The following is a 16004-nucleotide window of genomic DNA, read 5'->3' on the forward strand; positions in this document are numbered from 1 at the left end:
TATCGCCGGGGCGGCTAAATCGATGTTGTCTGTGCGGGCCACACAAGATTCAGCGTGGCATGTAACCCAGCTGCCAGCGCCGCGGGATTTTCAGCGACAGCAGCCCGACCGCGCCGGCCAGCAGACCGCTGACAAACAACGCCTTGAGCCCCAGGTGATGTTCCAGCACGGCACCGAGTACCGCGCCGGCAAACATTCCGGTCCAGGGGATCAGTTGCACGCGCCAACCGTTGCGCCGTTCGCCGAGCATCCAGCGTCCCAGCCCACGACCGAAGCGCGACAGGGCTCCGGTGACGTAGGTCAGGCCGACTGGCAGGCCGTTCACTTCTTCCACGGCGGCATTGAGCATGCCCATGGCGATGATTGCCGCCAACAGCGCTGGCAATTGTTCGTCGTAGGGCCAGGCGGCGGCACCGCAGAGCAGCGTGGCGATGCACAGCAGCAAGGGCAGCGCGCGGCGACCGCCGAGGCGGCTGACGACAATTCCCAAGGCGTTGCCGACGATGAAGGTGCCGACGAGGATCACCAGGCGCAAGGTCAGGCCCAGGTCGCCGTCGCTGATGGCGACGGCGAGGCGGGTGGTGTTGCCGCTCATGAACGAGACAAAATCGCCGCTGGCCATGAAGCCGATGGCGTCGGTCATGCCCGCGAGCACCGAAAGGCTGGCCACCAGCGACATGCCAATGCGTCCGCGCCATTTGCGGGTATGCAGATGGCCAGGACTGGCGCGTTCAGTTGAGAGGGATGGCAACATCAGCGAAGGTCGTCCTCAGGCAGCGACCGAAATGGTCACTTACTCAATCCATATAACTCGCAATACTCCAGCCAGTCCATACCGGCCATCTCGGCCACTTCCTTGTGCACTTCCAGGCGCTGTGCCTGATAGTCCTCGGCCGTCGCGGCAGTCAGTTGCAGCGTCAGCTCCCAGGCAAACAATCCCAGACGCTCGGCCTCGGCTTCGAAGGCTTCATGCAAGCGCTCCTCGCGGTACTGCGCCGCGGTCTCGCCCTTGGCCTGAGCCAACAGCGGGTTGAGGTTGTCGAGTTCGACGCGCAGTTCCGGGCGCTCATCGAGAAACCTCTTCAACGCTTGCTCGTGTTGCTGTTCGGTTGCCGCCATGGTCGCTCCTTGAGGCTGGGTTACGAAGACTGCTTCTTGCTGGCCTTGGCCGCTGCTGCCAGGCATTCGAGGGCAAACTGCTCGGGATAGGTCATTTGAATCGGCGTGGTTTCACCTTTGACGGTTCTTTCGCCGTCGAGGATGTAACGGATCCGCTTGTCGGTGACGCCAATTCGCTTGGCGATCCAGGATGGCGTCTGACCGATCTGGCTGATCAGCTTGTCGGCATATTCAGCGGTCGGTTTGTAATATTCGGCGTTGGGTGTCATGACCTTTCCAGAAAATGAGCCCGGAAAACGGGCGATGCGGCGTTAATGGCGCGACAGGGTGCGCGAATCGTCACTCGGTGTCGCGGTATAAATGAAGTAAAGCAGAACGATACGCCGTGCCGCGGTGATACAGTCCGCTTTTTCTTGATGAGCGAACGCAATGCGAATTCTGATGGTGGCGCTGGCCGTAACGTTGCTGGCGGGATGCGCGGGCTCGACGATGAACGACGCCCGCACTGGAACCCCGTACAAAACCCTGACGTCGGACAAACCGGAAAAAGTCGTCGCCCAGTGTGTGCAGTTTTCCTGGCAGGACGAGGCGGTGTTCGGTGTCGATGCCGGCGCGTATTTGCAGCCTGGCGAGAAGGGCGGCACCACCGTTTACACGCGCTCGGCAGAGTCCTTTGTGGACGTGAAGACCGACGCTTCCGCCACCGTGCTGAATTATTACGCGCAGCATGACGACTTTGTCGCCAAGCGCCGACTGGCGGCGTTGGCGACCTGCCTCTGAGGCCGATGCAGTATCCCTGTGGGATCAGTAAGTCAGGCGCTTCTGGAAAAAGAAGCGCTTGTGGCCCGGCGGGTAGTCAGCGATCTGGCCTAACTCGCTGTAGCCGAGCTTCTGGTAGAACTCCGGCGCCTGGAAGTCGAAGGTGTCGAGCCAGATCCCCACGCATTCTTTCTCTCGTGCCAGGTCCTCGGCCATCTGCATCAGCTTTGTGCCCATGCCCTGTCCCCGGGCCTGTTCCGGCACCGACAGCAGGTCGATGTACAACCATTGGTAAAACACTCGACCGTGAAGCCCACCGAGAATCTCGCCGCTTTCGTCACGCACCAGCAAGGCAATGGGCTCCTGCGTCGAGACACCGGCCTTTGCGGCGTTATAGGCGCGCAACGGCAGCAGGATCGCCTGGCGCTCTTCATCCGTGGGGTTTTGCGACCGTTCGATTCGCAGGGTCATCAGCTATTTCCTTATGGCCGGGGTGGAAAACATTACCAAGCCTATCGCGTCACCTGGTCGTTGTTCCAGTCGTCAGGTGGAACCGTTGTTCGCGCGCAGATGTCTAGCCTAAACAGCGTCATTCCAGAACGCGGCCTATGAGGACACTTCCGTGAATATTTTCGAAGCCTTGCGCGAAAGCCACGACCGCCAACGCACCTACGCCGATGCGCTGATCCAGACCAGCGGCGACACCCCGGAGCGGGTCGAGGCTTACAAGCAGCTCAAGTCCGAACTTCAGGCCCACGAAACCGCTGAAGAGCGGCATTTCTACATCCCGCTGATGGAGTTCGACAACGGCGTCGACCTCAGCCGTCATGCCATTGCAGAACATCACGCGATGGACGAAATGATGGAAGAACTGGACGAGACCGAGATGTCCAGCCCGGCCTGGCTGGCGGTCGCGAAGAAGCTCGCCGAGAAGGTCAATCACCACCTGGAAGAGGAAGAGCAGAAGTTTTTCCAGATGGCCGGCAAACTACTCGACGACAAACAGAAAGAGACGCTGGCAGGGCAATATGTGAAGGAATACAAGGCTCAGCTTTCTTAGCGCCAGGCTTTCGTTTTCGCCTAACATGGGCGCCTTCTGACGGAAAAAGGGATGCGTTGTCATGTCGAATACAGCCGAGCGGGTCAACCTCATCGAGTCCCAGGTGTTGTCCCACGACTGGTACCTGCTCAAGAAAATCACCTTCGATTACCTGCGCAACAATGGCGAATGGCAACGTCAGACCCGCGAGGTCTACGACCGTGGCAACGGTGCGGCGATTCTGCTGTTCAACCGCGAAAAGAAAACCGTGGTGTTGACCCGGCAATTCAGGTTGCCGGTGTTCGTCAACGGCCACGATGGGTTGCTGATCGAAGTCGCGGCGGGGCTGCTCGAAGGTGCGGCGCCTGAAGAGCGCATCCGCGAAGAAGCGGAGGAAGAAACCGGTTATCGCGTGCACCATGTGCACAAGGTGTTCGAGTCCTACATGAGCCCAGGCTCGGTGACCGAAAAACTGCACTTTTTCATCGCTGAGTACGATGCCGCTTCCAAGGTCAGTGAGGGCGGCGGGCTGGAGGAGGAGACGGAGGAACTGGAAGTGCTGGAGTGGTCGTTTGACGAGGCGCTGGCGGCGTTTGATCGTGGGGAGATCTGCGATGCAAAGACCATCATGTTGCTGCAGTATGCGGCGATGAAAAACATCTTCGCCGCGGGCTAATCAACGTAGCAGCTGTCGAGCCTGCGAGGCTGCGTCCGACTGCGCAGCAGTCGTAAAACCATTCACTGCGCTGTTCCAGATAAACCGTGGCGCCTGAGTTTGCGACTGCTGCGCAGTCGGACGCAGCCTCGCAGGCTCGGCAGCTGCTACAGGTTGCGTTTCGGCTGATCAGAACAAATCGCCCGTCCTGCCGGCCCCTGACCACTCGCAACCTTCCAGCGTCAGCAGCTGCTCCTTCGCCTCAAGCCCACCGGCGAACCCCGTCAATTTCCCCGAAGCACCAATCACCCGATGACACGGCGCAACAATCGAAATCGGATTCTTGCCATTCGCCGCACCCACTGCCCGAACCGCACTGGGATTGCCGATCTGCCGGGCAATCTCGCTATAGCTGCGGGTCTCGCCAAACGGAATGGTCAGCAGCGCTGCCCAGACCTTCTTCTGAAATTCCGTGCCGGCAAACTCCAGTTCCAGGTCGAAACGATTGCGTGTGCCCGCAAAGTATTCCTTCAGCTGCTGAGCGGTGCGCAGCAGGATCGGATTATCCGGCGCCTCGCGCATTGGCCCAAGGCGCACCCGGCCGGGTTTGTCGTTTTCCCAGAGGATGGCTGCCAGTCGTGAGCCGTTCGCGACCAGCTTCAACTCGCCCACCGGGGAGGCCAGGGTGATGTAGGTGAACGTCATGCCGGCGGACTCCGTGGATGGGCTGAGCAGGAGGCCAAGCATACTGCCTCGACGGGGAGGCGCAATACGCAATCCCAGCCATACTTGCCTCTGCTCTTGAAGCCTTCCCTCTGTTTTTTTACAGAACCTAAAAACAAAAAGAGACCGACTCATGAAGTTCGAACCTTTTGCCAAATCGCTGATTGCGACCTCATTGGCGCTCAGTTGCCTCAGTGCTTACGCGGCCTCCGTGGCGCCGGTTGCGGCCGAAAACGGCATGGTCGTCACCGCGCAGCATCTGGCCAGTCACGTGGGCGTCGATGTACTCAAGAACGGCGGCAACGCCGTCGATGCCGCAGTAGCGGTCGGTTATGCGCTGGCGGTGGTTTATCCCGCGGCGGGCAACCTGGGTGGCGGCGGTTTCATGACCATTCAGTTGGCGGACGGGCGCAAGACCTTCCTCGACTTCCGTGAAAAAGCACCGCTGGCGGCCACCGCCGACATGTACCTCGACAAGGAGGGCAACGTCGTCCCTGACCTGAGCACCCGTGGCCATCTGGCCGTTGGCGTGCCGGGCACCGTGTCCGGTATGGAGCTGGCGCTGAAGAAATACGGCACCAAACCGCGCAAGGAAGTGATCGCCCCGGCCATCAAGCTCGCTGAAGACGGCTTTGTGCTGGAGCAGGGCGATGTCGAATTGCTGGAATACGCCACTGACGTGTTCAAGAAGGACATCAAGGATTCCGGTGCGATCTTCCTGAGCAACGGCGAGCCAATGCAAGTCGGTCAGAAACTGGTGCAAAAAGACCTCGGCAAGACCCTGCGGGAAATCTCCGAGAACGGCGCCGACGGCTTCTATAAAGGCTGGGTGGCCGATGCCATCGTCACCGCCAGCCAGGCCAACAAGGGCATCATCACCCAGGCCGACCTCGACAAATACAAGACCCGCGAACTGGCCCCGATTGAATGCGATTACCGCGGCTACCATGTGGTCTCGGCACCGCCACCCAGCTCTGGCGGCGTGGTGATTTGCGAGATCATGAACATTCTCGAAGGCTATCCGATGAAAGACCTGGGCTATCACTCGGCCCAGAGCATGCACTACCAGATTGAAGCGATGCGTCACGCCTACGTGGACCGCAACAGCTACCTGGGCGACCCGGATTTCGTGAAGAACCCGATCGCCCACCTGCTGGATAAAAACTACGCCACCAAAATCCGCACCGCCATTGACCCGCAAAAGGCCGGTGTGTCCCGCGAGCTCAAACCCGGCGTCGCGCCCCATGAAGGCAGCAACACCACCCATTACTCCATCGTCGATAAATGGGGCAACGCGGTTTCGGTGACCTACACCTTGAACGACTGGTTCGGCGCCGGCGTCATGGCCAGCAAAACCGGGGTCATCCTCAACGATGAAATGGACGACTTCACCTCGAAAATCGGCGTGCCAAACATGTACGGCCTGGTGCAGGGGGAGGCCAACGCCATCGCTCCCGGCAAGGCACCGCTGTCGTCCATGAGCCCGACCATCGTCACCAAGGACGGCAAAGTGGTCATGGTGGTCGGCACCCCTGGCGGCAGCCGCATCATCACTGCAACCTTGCTGACCATGCTCAACGTGATCGACTACGGCATGAACATCCAGGAAGCGGTCGATGCACCGCGTTTCCACCAGCAGTGGTTGCCGGAAGAAACCAACCTTGAGACCTTCACTACCAGCCCTGATACGGTGAAGATGCTCGAAAGTTGGGGGCACAAGTTTGCCGGACCACAGGATGCCAACCATGTGGCGGCAATTCTTGTCGGCGCACCGTCGCTGGGGGGCAAACCGGTCGGCAAAAACCGCTTCTATGGGGCGAACGACCCACGTCGTAATACCGGGTTGTCGCTCGGTTATTGAGGCAGGTCGGGGCCATCAAAATTCTTGAGGGTGGCCCCGATCCCGTAGCAGCTGTCGAGCCTGCGAGGCTGCGTTCGACTGCGTAGCAGTCGTAAATCGGTTGACCGCGTTCGTTCAGGTAGACCACATTTGCTGGATTACGATCGCTTCGCGCTCGAACGCAGCCTCGCAGGCTCGGCAGCTGCTACAAGTTAAAAGGGAACGGGTTCTAAATCCGTTGCCGATTCACCGACCTTTCAAGGGAGGAAGCTCATGTCTACCGCACTGCTGATCATCGACGTCCAGCGCGCCCTGTGCACTGGTGAGTACGCATGTTTTGAGATCGAGCGCGTTATCGAGAACATCAACGGCCTCAGTGCCAAGGCTCGCGAAGCCGGCATCCCGGTCATCCTCATCCAGCACGAAGAAAAGGGCGACCAGCTGCAACACGGTTCCGAAGGCTGGCAACTGGCCGAAAGCCTGGAGACTTCACCGCAAGACCTTCGCGTGCGAAAAACCCATCGAGACTCGTTCTACCGAACCCACTTACAAGCCCAATTGCAAGATTTGGGCATCGACCGCCTGATCATCTGCGGGCTGCAAACCGACTATTGCATCAACGCCACTGTCCGCCAGGCCCTGAACCTGGGCTATGACGTCGTGCTCGCCGCCGATGCGCATTCCACCGTCGACAACGGCAACCTCGCCGCCGAAGACATCATCACCGAGCACAACGCAGACCTGGCGCACTTGACGGGCCCCGTGGCGCGGATCGATGTCATGCCGACCAGCGAAATCCGCATCTGAAACGGGTGAGGGGCTTATTCCCGTTGACGCTTACACAGCCCCGAAAATGTCGATCAACTCAGTCAGAAAAGCACTGACCAGATCCCGCTGACGCGCCGAATGCCTGACCGCTGCATGAAAGCCAACTTCATAGCGCAACAGCTCAGGATTCAGCGGATGCAACTGCCCCAGTTGTTCATGCTTCGCCGCATAGTGCTGCGGCAGAAACCCCAAATGCTGGCCCGACAGAATGAGCAGGGCGGCGCCGTCCATGCTGTCGGTGAGTACCGTCAATCGTTCAATCGAGGTGGGCGCCGGCATTTCCGGCAAGGGGTGACTGGGCCATACCCAGTCGTAATCACTGACGTCATCCCGGGTCAGCTCGCCCACTTGCTCGAACAGCGGATGAGTGGGGGCGCAATAGGCGATCTGAGTTTCCTGGAACAACGCAAAGTAATCAATATTGGGCAGGCGGTGCCAAAAATAGCCGATCGCCAGATCGATATGGCCATTGATGATTTTCTCTTCCAGCAGCGATGACGACAGCTCCGTGAAATGGAAATACAGCCCTTCATGTCGCGACCGTAACCGCGCAATGGCCAAGGCGATTTTCTTGTTGGCCACCGGGTCGATTTGACCGAGCAGGCCGATATTGATGTTGCCCGATACCTTGCGATTGATGTGCTGGACTTCAACCCGGAACCCTTCGGCAGCCGCCAGCAATCGGCGCGCCGCCTCGACAAACTGGCTGCCCTTGGGCGTCACCGAAAACCCACCGCGCCCGCGCTCGCAAAGACGAAACCCCACCCGCGCTTCCAGCGTCGCCAATTGCGCACTGATGGTGGGTTGCGTGGTATTGAGCGCCGTTTGCGCGGCCGAGATCCCGCCCGCCTCAACGACGGTCAGAAACACCCGGATCAAACGCAGATCCAGTTCCGATACAGTTCCCAGCATGCGTGCTCCCGATACTCACTTACATCGACGTGGATCTATGTAAACAGTGTGCCTGCGATATTTTACAGCCCTGACCAACGCCCTACATTGCAATGAAACCGGCGCTTTGCCCATAAAAACAACAATTACCAGCATAGGAACACGCATATGTCAGGGTCCCCTCAATCTGCGCAAGCCATCGAGGCGAGCAACGGGTTGGCCATCGAAGGCCACTCGATCGATTACATTCCGGAAAACGAACGTCACGCCAAGCTCAGCAGCCAGGGCCCTTTCTGGTTTCTAGGCAACTTCCACTTCTTCACCATCTCCATCGGGTTTGTCGGCCCAAGCCTCGGTTTGTCGGCGCTGTGGACGATGTTGGCCGGTGCGCTGGGCATTATGTTCGGCACCATATTCATGGCGTTTCATGGCTCGCAGGGGCCGGAAATGGGCCTGCCGCAAATGATCCAGTCGCGTGCGCAGTTTGGTTATCGCGGGGTGATCCTGGCGTTGATGGCGACGATGTTTGTGTTCGTCGGTTTCAACGTAGTGAACATCTCGCTGATCATGAACGGCCTTGAACATGTGTTTGGCATTGACCCGACCATTGTTGCCGTCGCTGTGGTGTTGATCGGCGCACTGCTGTCGATCTACGGCCACGACCTGATGCACAAAGCCTTCAAGTGGGCGTTGCTCGCCACGTTGCCGCTGTATGCGCTGGTCACCATCGCCTTGATGTTCGGCGCGGGCCAGGAGGGTGTCACCCCGGCGACCGACCTGGGTTTCAGCTGGATTGCCTTTGCCACGCTGTTTGCCATCGGCGCGAGCTACAACATTTCCTATGCACCTTATGTCTCTGACTATTCCCGTTACCTGCCGAAAAACACCAGTCGACCAAAACTGATCGCCGCGGTATTCATCGGCGCGTCGTTGTCGGGCGGCTGGATGATCGGCCTCGGGGCCTGGCTTGCGCAGCAGTTGAAAGCGGCGGATGCGCTGGTGGCGCTGAATCAGGTTGGTTCTTCGATGATTCCAGGCCTGGGCAATGTGTTGGTGATCGTCTCGGTGGCGGGCTTTCTGCCGATCATCGCGCTCAACACCTACAGCGCCATGCTGACTTTACTGACGGGTGTGGATTCGATCAAAAAAATCACACCGACACCTCGTGCCCGAGTGATGTCGATCTCCGCGATCAGCGTCATTCTGTTGACCTGTGTGCTGTCGATCAAAGGCGATGGCATCGCCCTGTTGAACACCTTCCTCGTGCTGCTCCTGTACTTCCTCGTGCCGTGGACCGCGGTCAATCTGGTGGACTACTTCTTCGTGCGCAAAGGCCGCTACGCGATCCCGCATTTCTTCACGCCAAAGGGCATTTATGGCGCCTGGCAATTTCGCGGCATCGTCTCTTATCTGATCGGCTTCGCCGCCATGGTGCCGTTCTTCTACATCTTTGATGCGGCGGCCGGCAAAGAGGTATTCGTCGGGCCGTTGGCCCGGATGCTTGAGGGCGTGGATATCGCCTGGCTGGTGGGCCTGCTGGTCTCGGGCCTGACGTATTACCTGCTCAGCCGTTCGATAGACCTTGAGTACGAACGCCGGATTATCGACTCGATTACCGAGAGCGACATTGTTTCCATGGCTCATCAGCCTGTGGAGGAGGGGCGTTGAAAAGCACCAAAAATACCGTGGTCGCCTGCTGCCAACTGGCGCCGAAAATAGGCGACCTCGCTTACAACCGGAAGCTGACCGAACGGGCGATTCGCTCGGCGGCTTACCAGGGCGCCCAGGTGGTGGTGCTGCCTGAGCTGGTCCAGAGCGGCTACTTGTTTGCCGACCGCAGCGAAGCCCTGTCCCTGGCGGAAACCGTCGAAGGGCCGACCTTGCGTCTGTGGACGGCGCTGGCCCGGGAATTGAGCATCGTCGTGGTGGGTGGATTCTGCGAGCGGTTAGCCGGCGATGAACTGGCCAACAGCGCGGCGATGATCGATGCCCAAGGCCTGCGCGCCGTGTACCGCAAGGCGCACCTCTGGGATGGCGAGAACGAAATCTTCAGTGCCGGAAACGACGCGCCGCCGGTTGTAGAAACCGTTCATGGTCGGATTGGCATGCTGATTTGCTACGACCTGGAATTCCCCGAATGGGTGCGACTGCCGGCGCTGGCCGGTGCGGACCTGCTCTGCGCACCGGTCAATTGGCCCGATGGGCCACGGCCGCAAACCGAGCGCCCGGCCGAAGTGGTGCGGGTCCAGGCCAACGCCTCGGTCAACCGAATGTTCATCGCCGCGTGTGATCGGCATGGTCATGAACGCGGGGTGAGTTGGGTGCAGGGCTCAGTGATCGTCGATGCCGATGGCTACCCTGTGGCCGGGCCGGCGGAGCAGGGGGGCGAGCAGATTTTGTTGGCGACGCTGAACCTTGCCGAGGCGCGGAACAAGCGAATCAGTGCGCGTAATGATTTGCATCGGGATCGGCGGTCGCAGTTGTATCTCCCGTAAGGCGTAAATAGACGGCGCACCCGCAATGATCGAGTTCAGCCTGAACGTCGACACTGCGCAGCTAGAAGTGCGCAGTGTTTGCACCGACGACGGGCAGGCTTGTCGACAGGGGGACGCTCTGCGTGACTTTGGCCATCTGGGTGATTTCCACCTGCAACTTATCCTTGCCAAGCAGGTAGTCGGCCAGCTTCTGCGAAAACGGCCAGTAGTTCAGTTCGGCAGTCAACGAGAGCGGCCCGACGGCATCGGCCGGCACCAGGAAAGTGAACACTCCAATATCGTAGCCCTTGGGCAGAATGCGGTTGTCTGAGAGAATTTGTGTGGCATTCCAGACCTCGACGTCCAACGGATTGCCGTCCTTGTCGCCGATGTGCACTTTGAAATTTCGGGTGTTGTCCTCAGTCTTGCCGTCCTTGATCGAGCCCAACCGATAGAGCTCGCGACCACTGGCATCCAGCACCCGGAAATCGATCCACATCTCCCGTCCCTCCGGAAAGCCGGTCGGCAGCTTGTGCCCGGCGCCGACATTGGCAACTTTGACGGCGACCGAGGTGTATTGCCCGGGAATGATGGTTGCCGGCAATTGCTGGAACGTTATTTCCCCCGCGCGTGCGAGCATGTCGCGCCCGCGTTGCGCGCCCGCGTCCTGACCGAGATGCTGGAGCATCATCGCGTTGGCTCCGCTGAACCAATGCGAGGCGACCTGTTCGCGGTCTGGCCCCATGATCGCGGCCTTACCCGCAAAACCCGGCATATGGCAGCTCTGGCAGGTAATGTCGTTAAGGCTGTAGGCGCTCTCCTGCCATTCGTCATAGGTTCGCTCGACCGCCACACCGCTGAACGGGTGCGTGACGTTGTGGCAGGTGCCGCAAAAGTCAGAGCGCGTGTGCAGAGCGGAATAAACGGTGTCGTGATAGGGCGAAACGGCATCTTTGCGCGGGCCGAACTTGGTCGGTTTACCGTGCGCTCGAGGGCTCAGGACATAGGCGCCGTTATCGAGGCCTGTGCGGGCACTAATGTTGTGGCAGGTCTCGCAATCGACCCCAGGCATCGGATGATTTTTTTCGCTGTCTTCAATCGAGGAACGGTTGAGTTCCGAATTGATCTGCCCGGTCGTGAGACCAATCGGGGTATGGCAGCCAGTGCAGAAGTTATCGACCTTCCCCTCGGTGGCCGAACTCGCACGTTTGAGCAAGGCCCGATAGATGGGTTCATCCCAGGCTTGGGACATCATCGACGAACGCCACTGCTTGTAGATCTCCGTATGGCAAGCACCACATACCTGGGCATTGTCGAAGTCTTTTACATTCAAAACCAGGTTGCCGGTGGTATTGGCCCGATGCGGAAAGAACGGCATCCCGCCAATCACATGCATGAGCCTGGAGCGTGCCGGCTCCAGCCACTTCTCATTATCCTGATTGTCATTGCCCTGAGGTTCGTCGGCCGCCACCAGCGTTACCGTAAGCAGGCAGGCCAGCAAGCATAAAAAACGGCGAACAAAAGGTTTGATCACCCGGTAGATCAGGGTGTGGACAAAGGCGGCCAGTAATTCATCTGGCCTGGGCGCGTGTTTGCAGGTGGGGTGGTTCATAAGCGTTTCCCCAGGACGGTTGCAGAGGATGACTTCAGCACTTCCATTGAATTGACAGGGTTACTTCATCCTGCAAGCCAATGGTGATAGGTACGGCTCCTCGACTCTCCACCTTTCATGAACGGGAGAAGCTCACTCGGTCATCACGTTGCAAGGACTGTGACAAAAGATGTGCAATGACCTGAAGGCCCGGAAAACAGTGGTCAGAGGCTGAAATTTTGTGCTGGTCGAGGCGGGGATACTGCGGGGGAATGGCACCCAATAGTGGGGAGTTCACTCCGGAATCGGGGGCACATCCGAAAGCACGCCATCAATGACTTCCCCGCTATACAAACGTAACCTTGCCAGTTCGCTTCCCTAGACAAGAAAAAAAACCAGGAGTCATTGATGCAACCGATCCGTCTCGGTCTGGTGGGCTACGGCAAGATTGCCCAGGATCAACACGTCCCCGCTATCAACGCCAACCCCGCGTTCCAGTTGGTCTCTGTCGCAACACAAGGTCCGCCCTGCGCCGGGGTGGCGAACTTTCAGTCCCTGAGTGAGCTGCTCGAAAACGGCCCGGCCGTCGATGCGATTGCGTTTTGCACCCCGCCGCAAGGACGATTCGTTCTGGTGCAACAAGCGCTGGCCGCTGGCAAACACGTGCTGGTCGAAAAGCCGCCGTGCGCCACGTTGGGTGAAGCGATGGCGTTGGTGAATCAGGTCGATGAGCAAGGCGTCAGCGGTCTGTTCGCCTGGCATTCACGCTACGCGCCCGGCATCGAAGCCGCCCGCCACTGGCTGGCCACCCGCACCCTGCAAAGCGTACAGATCGACTGGAAGGAAGACGTGCGCAAGTGGCACCCAGGCCAGGCGTGGATCTGGCAACCCGGAGGCCTGGGCGTCTTCGATCCCGGCATCAATGCCTTGTCGATTGCAACCCATCTGCTGGCGCTGCCGCTGTTTGTTGAGTCTGCCGAACTGCGAGTCCCCAGCAACTGCCAGTCGCCTATCGCCGCTTCCATCAAAATGTCTGACGCGCGCCACCTCGATGTTCGCGCGGAGTTCGATTTCGACCACGGTCACGATGAACTTTGGAGCATCGAGATTCGCTGTACCGAAGGCATCCTGAGACTGGACAACGGTGGCGCTCTGTTGAGCATCGACGGCGTGCGCCAAGCCGTATCGGAGGAAGGCGAGTACGCAGCGGTGTATCGGCATTTTCAACAGCTGATTGGCGACAAAGCCAGTGACCTGGACCTCCAGCCGCTGCGACTGGTTGCCGACAGCTTTTTCGTCGGCAGTCGGGCGTTGGTTGCGCCGTTCTACGATTAGCGTCCGTTCAGAAACGCAGAGGTGGGTGAAAGGCACGCTGTTGCGTGCCTGGGTTTTGCCGCGCAGGTGAACGTCAGTTGGTGACCAACAGTTCCGGGCCGAGGTAGTCGTTGATGTGGTCGATGTCGTCGTCGCCCAGACTGCCCACCGAAGAGGCCAGGCGCAGGCGCGACATCAAGTAGCGCAGCTTGGCCTCGAACAGATCGTGGCGCGCAACGAAGAGCAATTCTTCGGCATTGAGGACGTCCGCATTGGTGCTGGTGCCCCCCTCCTTGAAGCCCTTGCGTGTCGAATTCAGTGAGCGTTCGTTGGATTCCACGGCCCTCTCCAGCGCGTGAATACGTTGGGCGCCGCTCTCTACGCCGCGATACTCACGGGTGGTACCGGTGATGACTTCCTGGCGCGTGGCGTCGAGTTCGTCCTGGGCCTTATAGCTATTGGCACTCGCCTGGCGTGTCAACGCGGTGGTGCCGCCACCGCTGTACAACGGAAAGTTTACTTCCAGCCCGACTGAGCCGTAGCGGTTGCGTTGATTCAACTCGGAGATTGATTGGCTATCCCCCGCGGTGTAGCCGGCCACGAAATCCAGTGTTGGCCAGTGACCGGCCTTGGCGCGTTTCACTTCTTCTTCGGCGAGGTCACTGCTATGACGGCGCGCATGGATCAGCGGGCTGTCGGCCTGAGCTTTGACCAACCAGTCTTGCAGGTTGCCCGGTAGCAGCGGTGGTGTATCGAAGGTCGGACGCAGGGTGGTCAGCGATTCGGGGGTTTCACCGATAAATTCCTCAAGCTTGCGGCGCGAGTTCACCAGGTTGTCCTGCGCTTCGATCAGCTCAACCGCGGCGAGGTCGCGGCGAGCGGCCGACTCGTCGATATCGGTGACGGTGCCGGCCCCCAACTCCATGCGCCGTTTCGCCGAAGCGAGTTGCTCGTCGAAGGCGTTCAGTTTGGACTTGGCAAGGGTGATGGTTTCGCTGGCCAGGAGCACGTCGAAATAGCTTTCAGCCAGGCGCACTGCGGCGTCCTGACTCTTGGCATCGAACACCGCGACGCTGTAGTCGGCACGCTGCTTGCCCTGGCGGTACTCGGCCATCTTCTGCTTGTTGAACAGCGGCTGACGCAGGCGCACGTTAGCGCCTTTGGAGGTGTAGTCGAGATCTCTTTCGACGCCGCCTTGGCGTTGGGTGCCATTGACCTTGTTGTCGTAGGCCGAGGCACTGATTTGCGGTAGCAGGCCGGCCCTGCCGATGTCGCGGTTTTGCGCGCCGGCCTCCTTTTCATGCACGGCGGCGCGATAGACGGGGCCTTGATACTGCAACAAATCCCAGGCTTGTTTGAGATCCATGGCACTGGTCGGGAGGGACAGCGCCAGCAGGCAGAAGAACAGGCCATGACGTTCCATTTCATTGTTCCTTGAATGAGCTGTCAACACGCTCGAGCATTGGTTTGAGAAGATAGCTCATCATGTTGCGCTCGCCAGTCTTTATGGTGACGCTGGCGGGCATACCGGGACGAATGTGATTGCTGCCAAGAAGGCTCATACCATCGGGCGTGACTTCTACCTGAGCCAGATAGAACGGTTGCTTGCTTTCCTCGTCGAGCAGGCGGTCGGCGGAGATGGTCTTCACACGACCGGGTATGTTAGGCGTCCGGGCATGGTTGAAGGCCGGGAAGGCGATGTCCACGGGCAGGCCGGGGACCATCTTGTCGATGGCCTGTACGGGAATCATCGCGTCGACCTGCAGCGGTTCGTTGTCCGGAACGATTTCCATGATCTTGAAGCCGGGCTGAATGATCCCGCCGATGGTGGCGATGCTCAGGGACTGGACCATGCCATCGATGGGCGATCGAATCACCGTGTGGGTCACTTCATAGTCCAGCGCACGCAAGCGGTCGGCCAGGGTGGTGTTTTCCTTGGCGGTGTCGGTGAGCTGCGATTCGACTTCCTTCAGGTAATCGTGCTGGCGCTGCAGGATGCGCAGCTTGATTTCGGTGGTCTGGCTACGCACACGAGCAATGTTGTTGAGGTTCTCGGCCTGGCCGGCGGAGAGGTCGGCATTGCTGCGTTCCAGCTCAAGCAGGCGGTTGCGCGGGACATAGCCTTCGGCCGCCAGCGTGCGGGTGCCTTTCAGTTCCTGATTGAGGAAGTTGATCTGCGAGGCGCGGGCGCCATAGACCTGCTGCAGACCCTTGAGCTGCACTGACGACGCCGCGAGGTTCTCCTGCAGGATGCTGATCTCGCCCGCAAGGCCGGCACGCCGGGTGTCCAGCAGGCGTTGTTGCAGATCCATGGCGGCCAGCAGGCGCGGGTCATTCCCGAAGCGCTTGAACAATTCGGGATCGAAGTTCACCACATCGCGGCCGTCACGCTCCGCTTCCAGGCGGTTTTCCACCGTCTTGCTGACGATGTACTGGGCGCTGACTGCACCCTGTTCGGCCGCGGCACGCAGCGAGTCGAGGCGGACCACCTCCTGGCCCTTTTTCACTGTATCGCCTTCGCGAACAAGAATGGCCTCCACGGTACCGCCGCTCAGGTGCTGCACGGCTTTGCGATTGCTGGTGATTTTTACCGTGCCTGTCGCGACCACGCCGGCATCCAGCGGCGCCATCCAGGACCACAGGAGGAAACCGCCGAAGCCGGCGAGCATCAGCAGCATGCCCCAGCGCACGGGTTTGCCGACGTCCAGATCCACCACGTTCCTGGGATCGCTGAGAATCATGTCGGTGTGTTGGCTCATTTGCATGATCGG

At 59.6% G+C, this 16004-nt stretch carries 17 protein-coding genes; 8 read left to right on the top strand and 9 right to left on the bottom strand.

Features of this window, described 5'->3' with window-relative positions:
• Positions 1 to 49 precede the first annotated feature (49 nt).
• Genes QF010_RS08865 through QF010_RS08875 form a run of 3 tightly spaced genes read right to left on the bottom strand, consistent with a single transcriptional unit; the run spans position 50 to position 1388 of the window.
• Entirely contained in the window at positions 50 to 754 is a 705-nt protein-coding gene (locus tag QF010_RS08865; RefSeq protein ID WP_033057024.1) for a YoaK family protein, read from the bottom strand.
• Positions 755 to 789: 35 nt separating this feature from the next.
• The gene (locus QF010_RS08870; RefSeq protein WP_033057023.1) at positions 790 to 1119 is read right to left on the bottom strand and encodes a DUF6388 family protein; all 330 of its coding nucleotides are present in this window, start codon (positions 1117 to 1119) and stop codon (positions 790 to 792) included.
• 20 nt (positions 1120 to 1139) lie between these two features.
• A complete protein-coding gene (locus QF010_RS08875; protein WP_008154823.1) occupies positions 1140 to 1388 on the bottom strand; it encodes a hypothetical protein in 249 nt (82 codons plus the stop codon).
• Positions 1389 to 1548: 160 nt separating this feature from the next.
• On the opposite strand from QF010_RS08875, the gene QF010_RS08880 reads away from it, so the two are divergent.
• Positions 1549 to 1899: a hypothetical protein gene (locus tag QF010_RS08880; protein WP_033057021.1), complete on the top strand. Its 351-nt coding sequence runs from the start codon at positions 1549 to 1551 to the stop codon at positions 1897 to 1899.
• 24 nt (positions 1900 to 1923) lie between these two features.
• On the opposite strand, the gene QF010_RS08885 is transcribed toward QF010_RS08880, so the two are convergent.
• Positions 1924 to 2349, bottom strand: coding sequence for a GNAT family N-acetyltransferase (locus QF010_RS08885; protein ID WP_033057018.1), 426 nt, complete (start codon positions 2347 to 2349; stop codon positions 1924 to 1926).
• A gap of 151 nt (positions 2350 to 2500) precedes the next feature.
• Between QF010_RS08885 and QF010_RS08890 the strand changes: the two genes are divergently transcribed.
• Positions 2501 to 2938: a hemerythrin domain-containing protein gene (locus QF010_RS08890; RefSeq protein ID WP_033057017.1), complete on the top strand. Its 438-nt coding sequence runs from the start codon at positions 2501 to 2503 to the stop codon at positions 2936 to 2938.
• Positions 2939 to 2999: 61 nt separating this feature from the next.
• Positions 3000 to 3593, top strand: coding sequence for an NUDIX domain-containing protein (locus QF010_RS08895; RefSeq protein WP_033057014.1), 594 nt, complete (start codon positions 3000 to 3002; stop codon positions 3591 to 3593).
• A 168-nt stretch (positions 3594 to 3761) separates the two neighbouring features.
• On the opposite strand, the gene QF010_RS08900 is transcribed toward QF010_RS08895, so the two are convergent.
• Entirely contained in the window at positions 3762 to 4277 is a 516-nt protein-coding gene (locus QF010_RS08900) for a methylated-DNA--[protein]-cysteine S-methyltransferase (protein ID WP_429532910.1), read from the bottom strand.
• A gap of 151 nt (positions 4278 to 4428) precedes the next feature.
• Between QF010_RS08900 and ggt the strand changes: the two genes are divergently transcribed.
• Complete coding sequence (ggt, locus tag QF010_RS08905; protein WP_033057011.1) at positions 4429 to 6156, top strand: gamma-glutamyltransferase; 1728 nt, start codon at positions 4429 to 4431, stop codon at positions 6154 to 6156.
• A gap of 252 nt (positions 6157 to 6408) precedes the next feature.
• On the top strand, positions 6409 to 6942 hold the full coding sequence (locus QF010_RS08910) for a cysteine hydrolase family protein (protein ID WP_429532911.1): 534 nt from the start codon (positions 6409 to 6411) through the stop codon (positions 6940 to 6942).
• Between the two features lie 30 nt (positions 6943 to 6972).
• On the opposite strand, the gene QF010_RS08915 is transcribed toward QF010_RS08910, so the two are convergent.
• Entirely contained in the window at positions 6973 to 7875 is a 903-nt protein-coding gene (locus tag QF010_RS08915) for a LysR family transcriptional regulator (RefSeq protein ID WP_140894216.1), read from the bottom strand.
• 147 nt (positions 7876 to 8022) lie between these two features.
• Here QF010_RS08915 and QF010_RS08920 point away from each other — a divergent pair, with 147 nt between their 5' ends.
• On the top strand, positions 8023 to 9522 hold the full coding sequence (locus QF010_RS08920; protein ID WP_429532912.1) for a purine-cytosine permease family protein: 1500 nt from the start codon (positions 8023 to 8025) through the stop codon (positions 9520 to 9522).
• Positions 9519 to 10349 carry a nitrilase family protein gene (locus QF010_RS08925; RefSeq protein WP_429532913.1) on the top strand — a complete coding sequence of 277 codons (831 nt, stop codon included), beginning with the start codon at positions 9519 to 9521 and terminating at the stop codon, positions 10347 to 10349. Before QF010_RS08920 ends, QF010_RS08925 begins: the two co-directional genes overlap by 4 nt.
• 61 nt (positions 10350 to 10410) lie before the next feature.
• Here the strand turns inward: QF010_RS08925 and QF010_RS08930 are convergent, their stop codons facing one another.
• Positions 10411 to 11940, bottom strand: coding sequence for a multiheme c-type cytochrome (locus tag QF010_RS08930; protein ID WP_429532914.1), 1530 nt, complete (start codon positions 11938 to 11940; stop codon positions 10411 to 10413).
• A gap of 387 nt (positions 11941 to 12327) precedes the next feature.
• Between QF010_RS08930 and QF010_RS08935 the strand changes: the two genes are divergently transcribed.
• Entirely contained in the window at positions 12328 to 13254 is a 927-nt protein-coding gene (locus QF010_RS08935) for a Gfo/Idh/MocA family protein (protein WP_429532915.1), read from the top strand.
• A gap of 73 nt (positions 13255 to 13327) precedes the next feature.
• Here QF010_RS08935 and QF010_RS08940 read toward each other — a convergent pair whose 3' ends face one another.
• Together QF010_RS08940 and QF010_RS08945 are read right to left on the bottom strand one after the other, a co-directional pair.
• On the bottom strand, positions 13328 to 14656 hold the full coding sequence (locus QF010_RS08940; RefSeq protein WP_033059938.1) for a TolC family outer membrane protein: 1329 nt from the start codon (positions 14654 to 14656) through the stop codon (positions 13328 to 13330).
• A 1-nt stretch (position 14657) separates the two neighbouring features.
• Positions 14658 to 15998 carry an HlyD family type I secretion periplasmic adaptor subunit gene (locus QF010_RS08945; protein WP_429532916.1) on the bottom strand — a complete coding sequence of 447 codons (1341 nt, stop codon included), beginning with the start codon at positions 15996 to 15998 and terminating at the stop codon, positions 14658 to 14660.
• Positions 15999 to 16004 lie beyond the last annotated feature (6 nt).

It is taken from the genome of Pseudomonas silensiensis, assembly GCF_050434865.1.
Classification (GTDB): domain Bacteria; phylum Pseudomonadota; class Gammaproteobacteria; order Pseudomonadales; family Pseudomonadaceae; genus Aquipseudomonas; species Aquipseudomonas fluorescens_W.

What these genes read in the sequence shown, in the direction of transcription:
- QF010_RS08870 (WP_033057023.1), bottom strand. Translation starts at nt 1,119, where the DNA reads ATGGCGGCAACCGAACAGCAACACGAGCAAGCGTTGAAGAGGTTTCTC.
- QF010_RS08885 (WP_033057018.1), bottom strand. Translation starts at nt 2,349, where the DNA reads ATGACCCTGCGAATCGAACGGTCGCAAAACCCCACGGATGAAGAGCGC.
- ggt (WP_033057011.1), top strand. Translation starts at nt 4,429, where the DNA reads ATGAAGTTCGAACCTTTTGCCAAATCGCTGATTGCGACCTCATTGGCG.
- QF010_RS08935 (WP_429532915.1), top strand. Translation starts at nt 12,328, where the DNA reads ATGCAACCGATCCGTCTCGGTCTGGTGGGCTACGGCAAGATTGCCCAG.
- QF010_RS08900 (WP_429532910.1), bottom strand. Translation starts at nt 4,277, where the DNA reads ATGACGTTCACCTACATCACCCTGGCCTCCCCGGTGGGCGAGTTGAAG.
- QF010_RS08875 (WP_008154823.1), bottom strand. Translation starts at nt 1,388, where the DNA reads ATGACACCCAACGCCGAATATTACAAACCGACCGCTGAATATGCCGAC.
- QF010_RS08915 (WP_140894216.1), bottom strand. Translation starts at nt 7,875, where the DNA reads ATGCTGGGAACTGTATCGGAACTGGATCTGCGTTTGATCCGGGTGTTT.
- QF010_RS08880 (WP_033057021.1), top strand. Translation starts at nt 1,549, where the DNA reads ATGCGAATTCTGATGGTGGCGCTGGCCGTAACGTTGCTGGCGGGATGC.
- QF010_RS08910 (WP_429532911.1), top strand. Translation starts at nt 6,409, where the DNA reads ATGTCTACCGCACTGCTGATCATCGACGTCCAGCGCGCCCTGTGCACT.
- QF010_RS08940 (WP_033059938.1), bottom strand. Translation starts at nt 14,656, where the DNA reads ATGGAACGTCATGGCCTGTTCTTCTGCCTGCTGGCGCTGTCCCTCCCG.
- QF010_RS08930 (WP_429532914.1), bottom strand. Translation starts at nt 11,940, where the DNA reads ATGAACCACCCCACCTGCAAACACGCGCCCAGGCCAGATGAATTACTG.
- QF010_RS08945 (WP_429532916.1), bottom strand. Translation starts at nt 15,998, where the DNA reads ATGCAAATGAGCCAACACACCGACATGATTCTCAGCGATCCCAGGAAC.
- QF010_RS08895 (WP_033057014.1), top strand. Translation starts at nt 3,000, where the DNA reads ATGTCGAATACAGCCGAGCGGGTCAACCTCATCGAGTCCCAGGTGTTG.
- QF010_RS08865 (WP_033057024.1), bottom strand. Translation starts at nt 754, where the DNA reads ATGTTGCCATCCCTCTCAACTGAACGCGCCAGTCCTGGCCATCTGCAT.
- QF010_RS08920 (WP_429532912.1), top strand. Translation starts at nt 8,023, where the DNA reads ATGTCAGGGTCCCCTCAATCTGCGCAAGCCATCGAGGCGAGCAACGGG.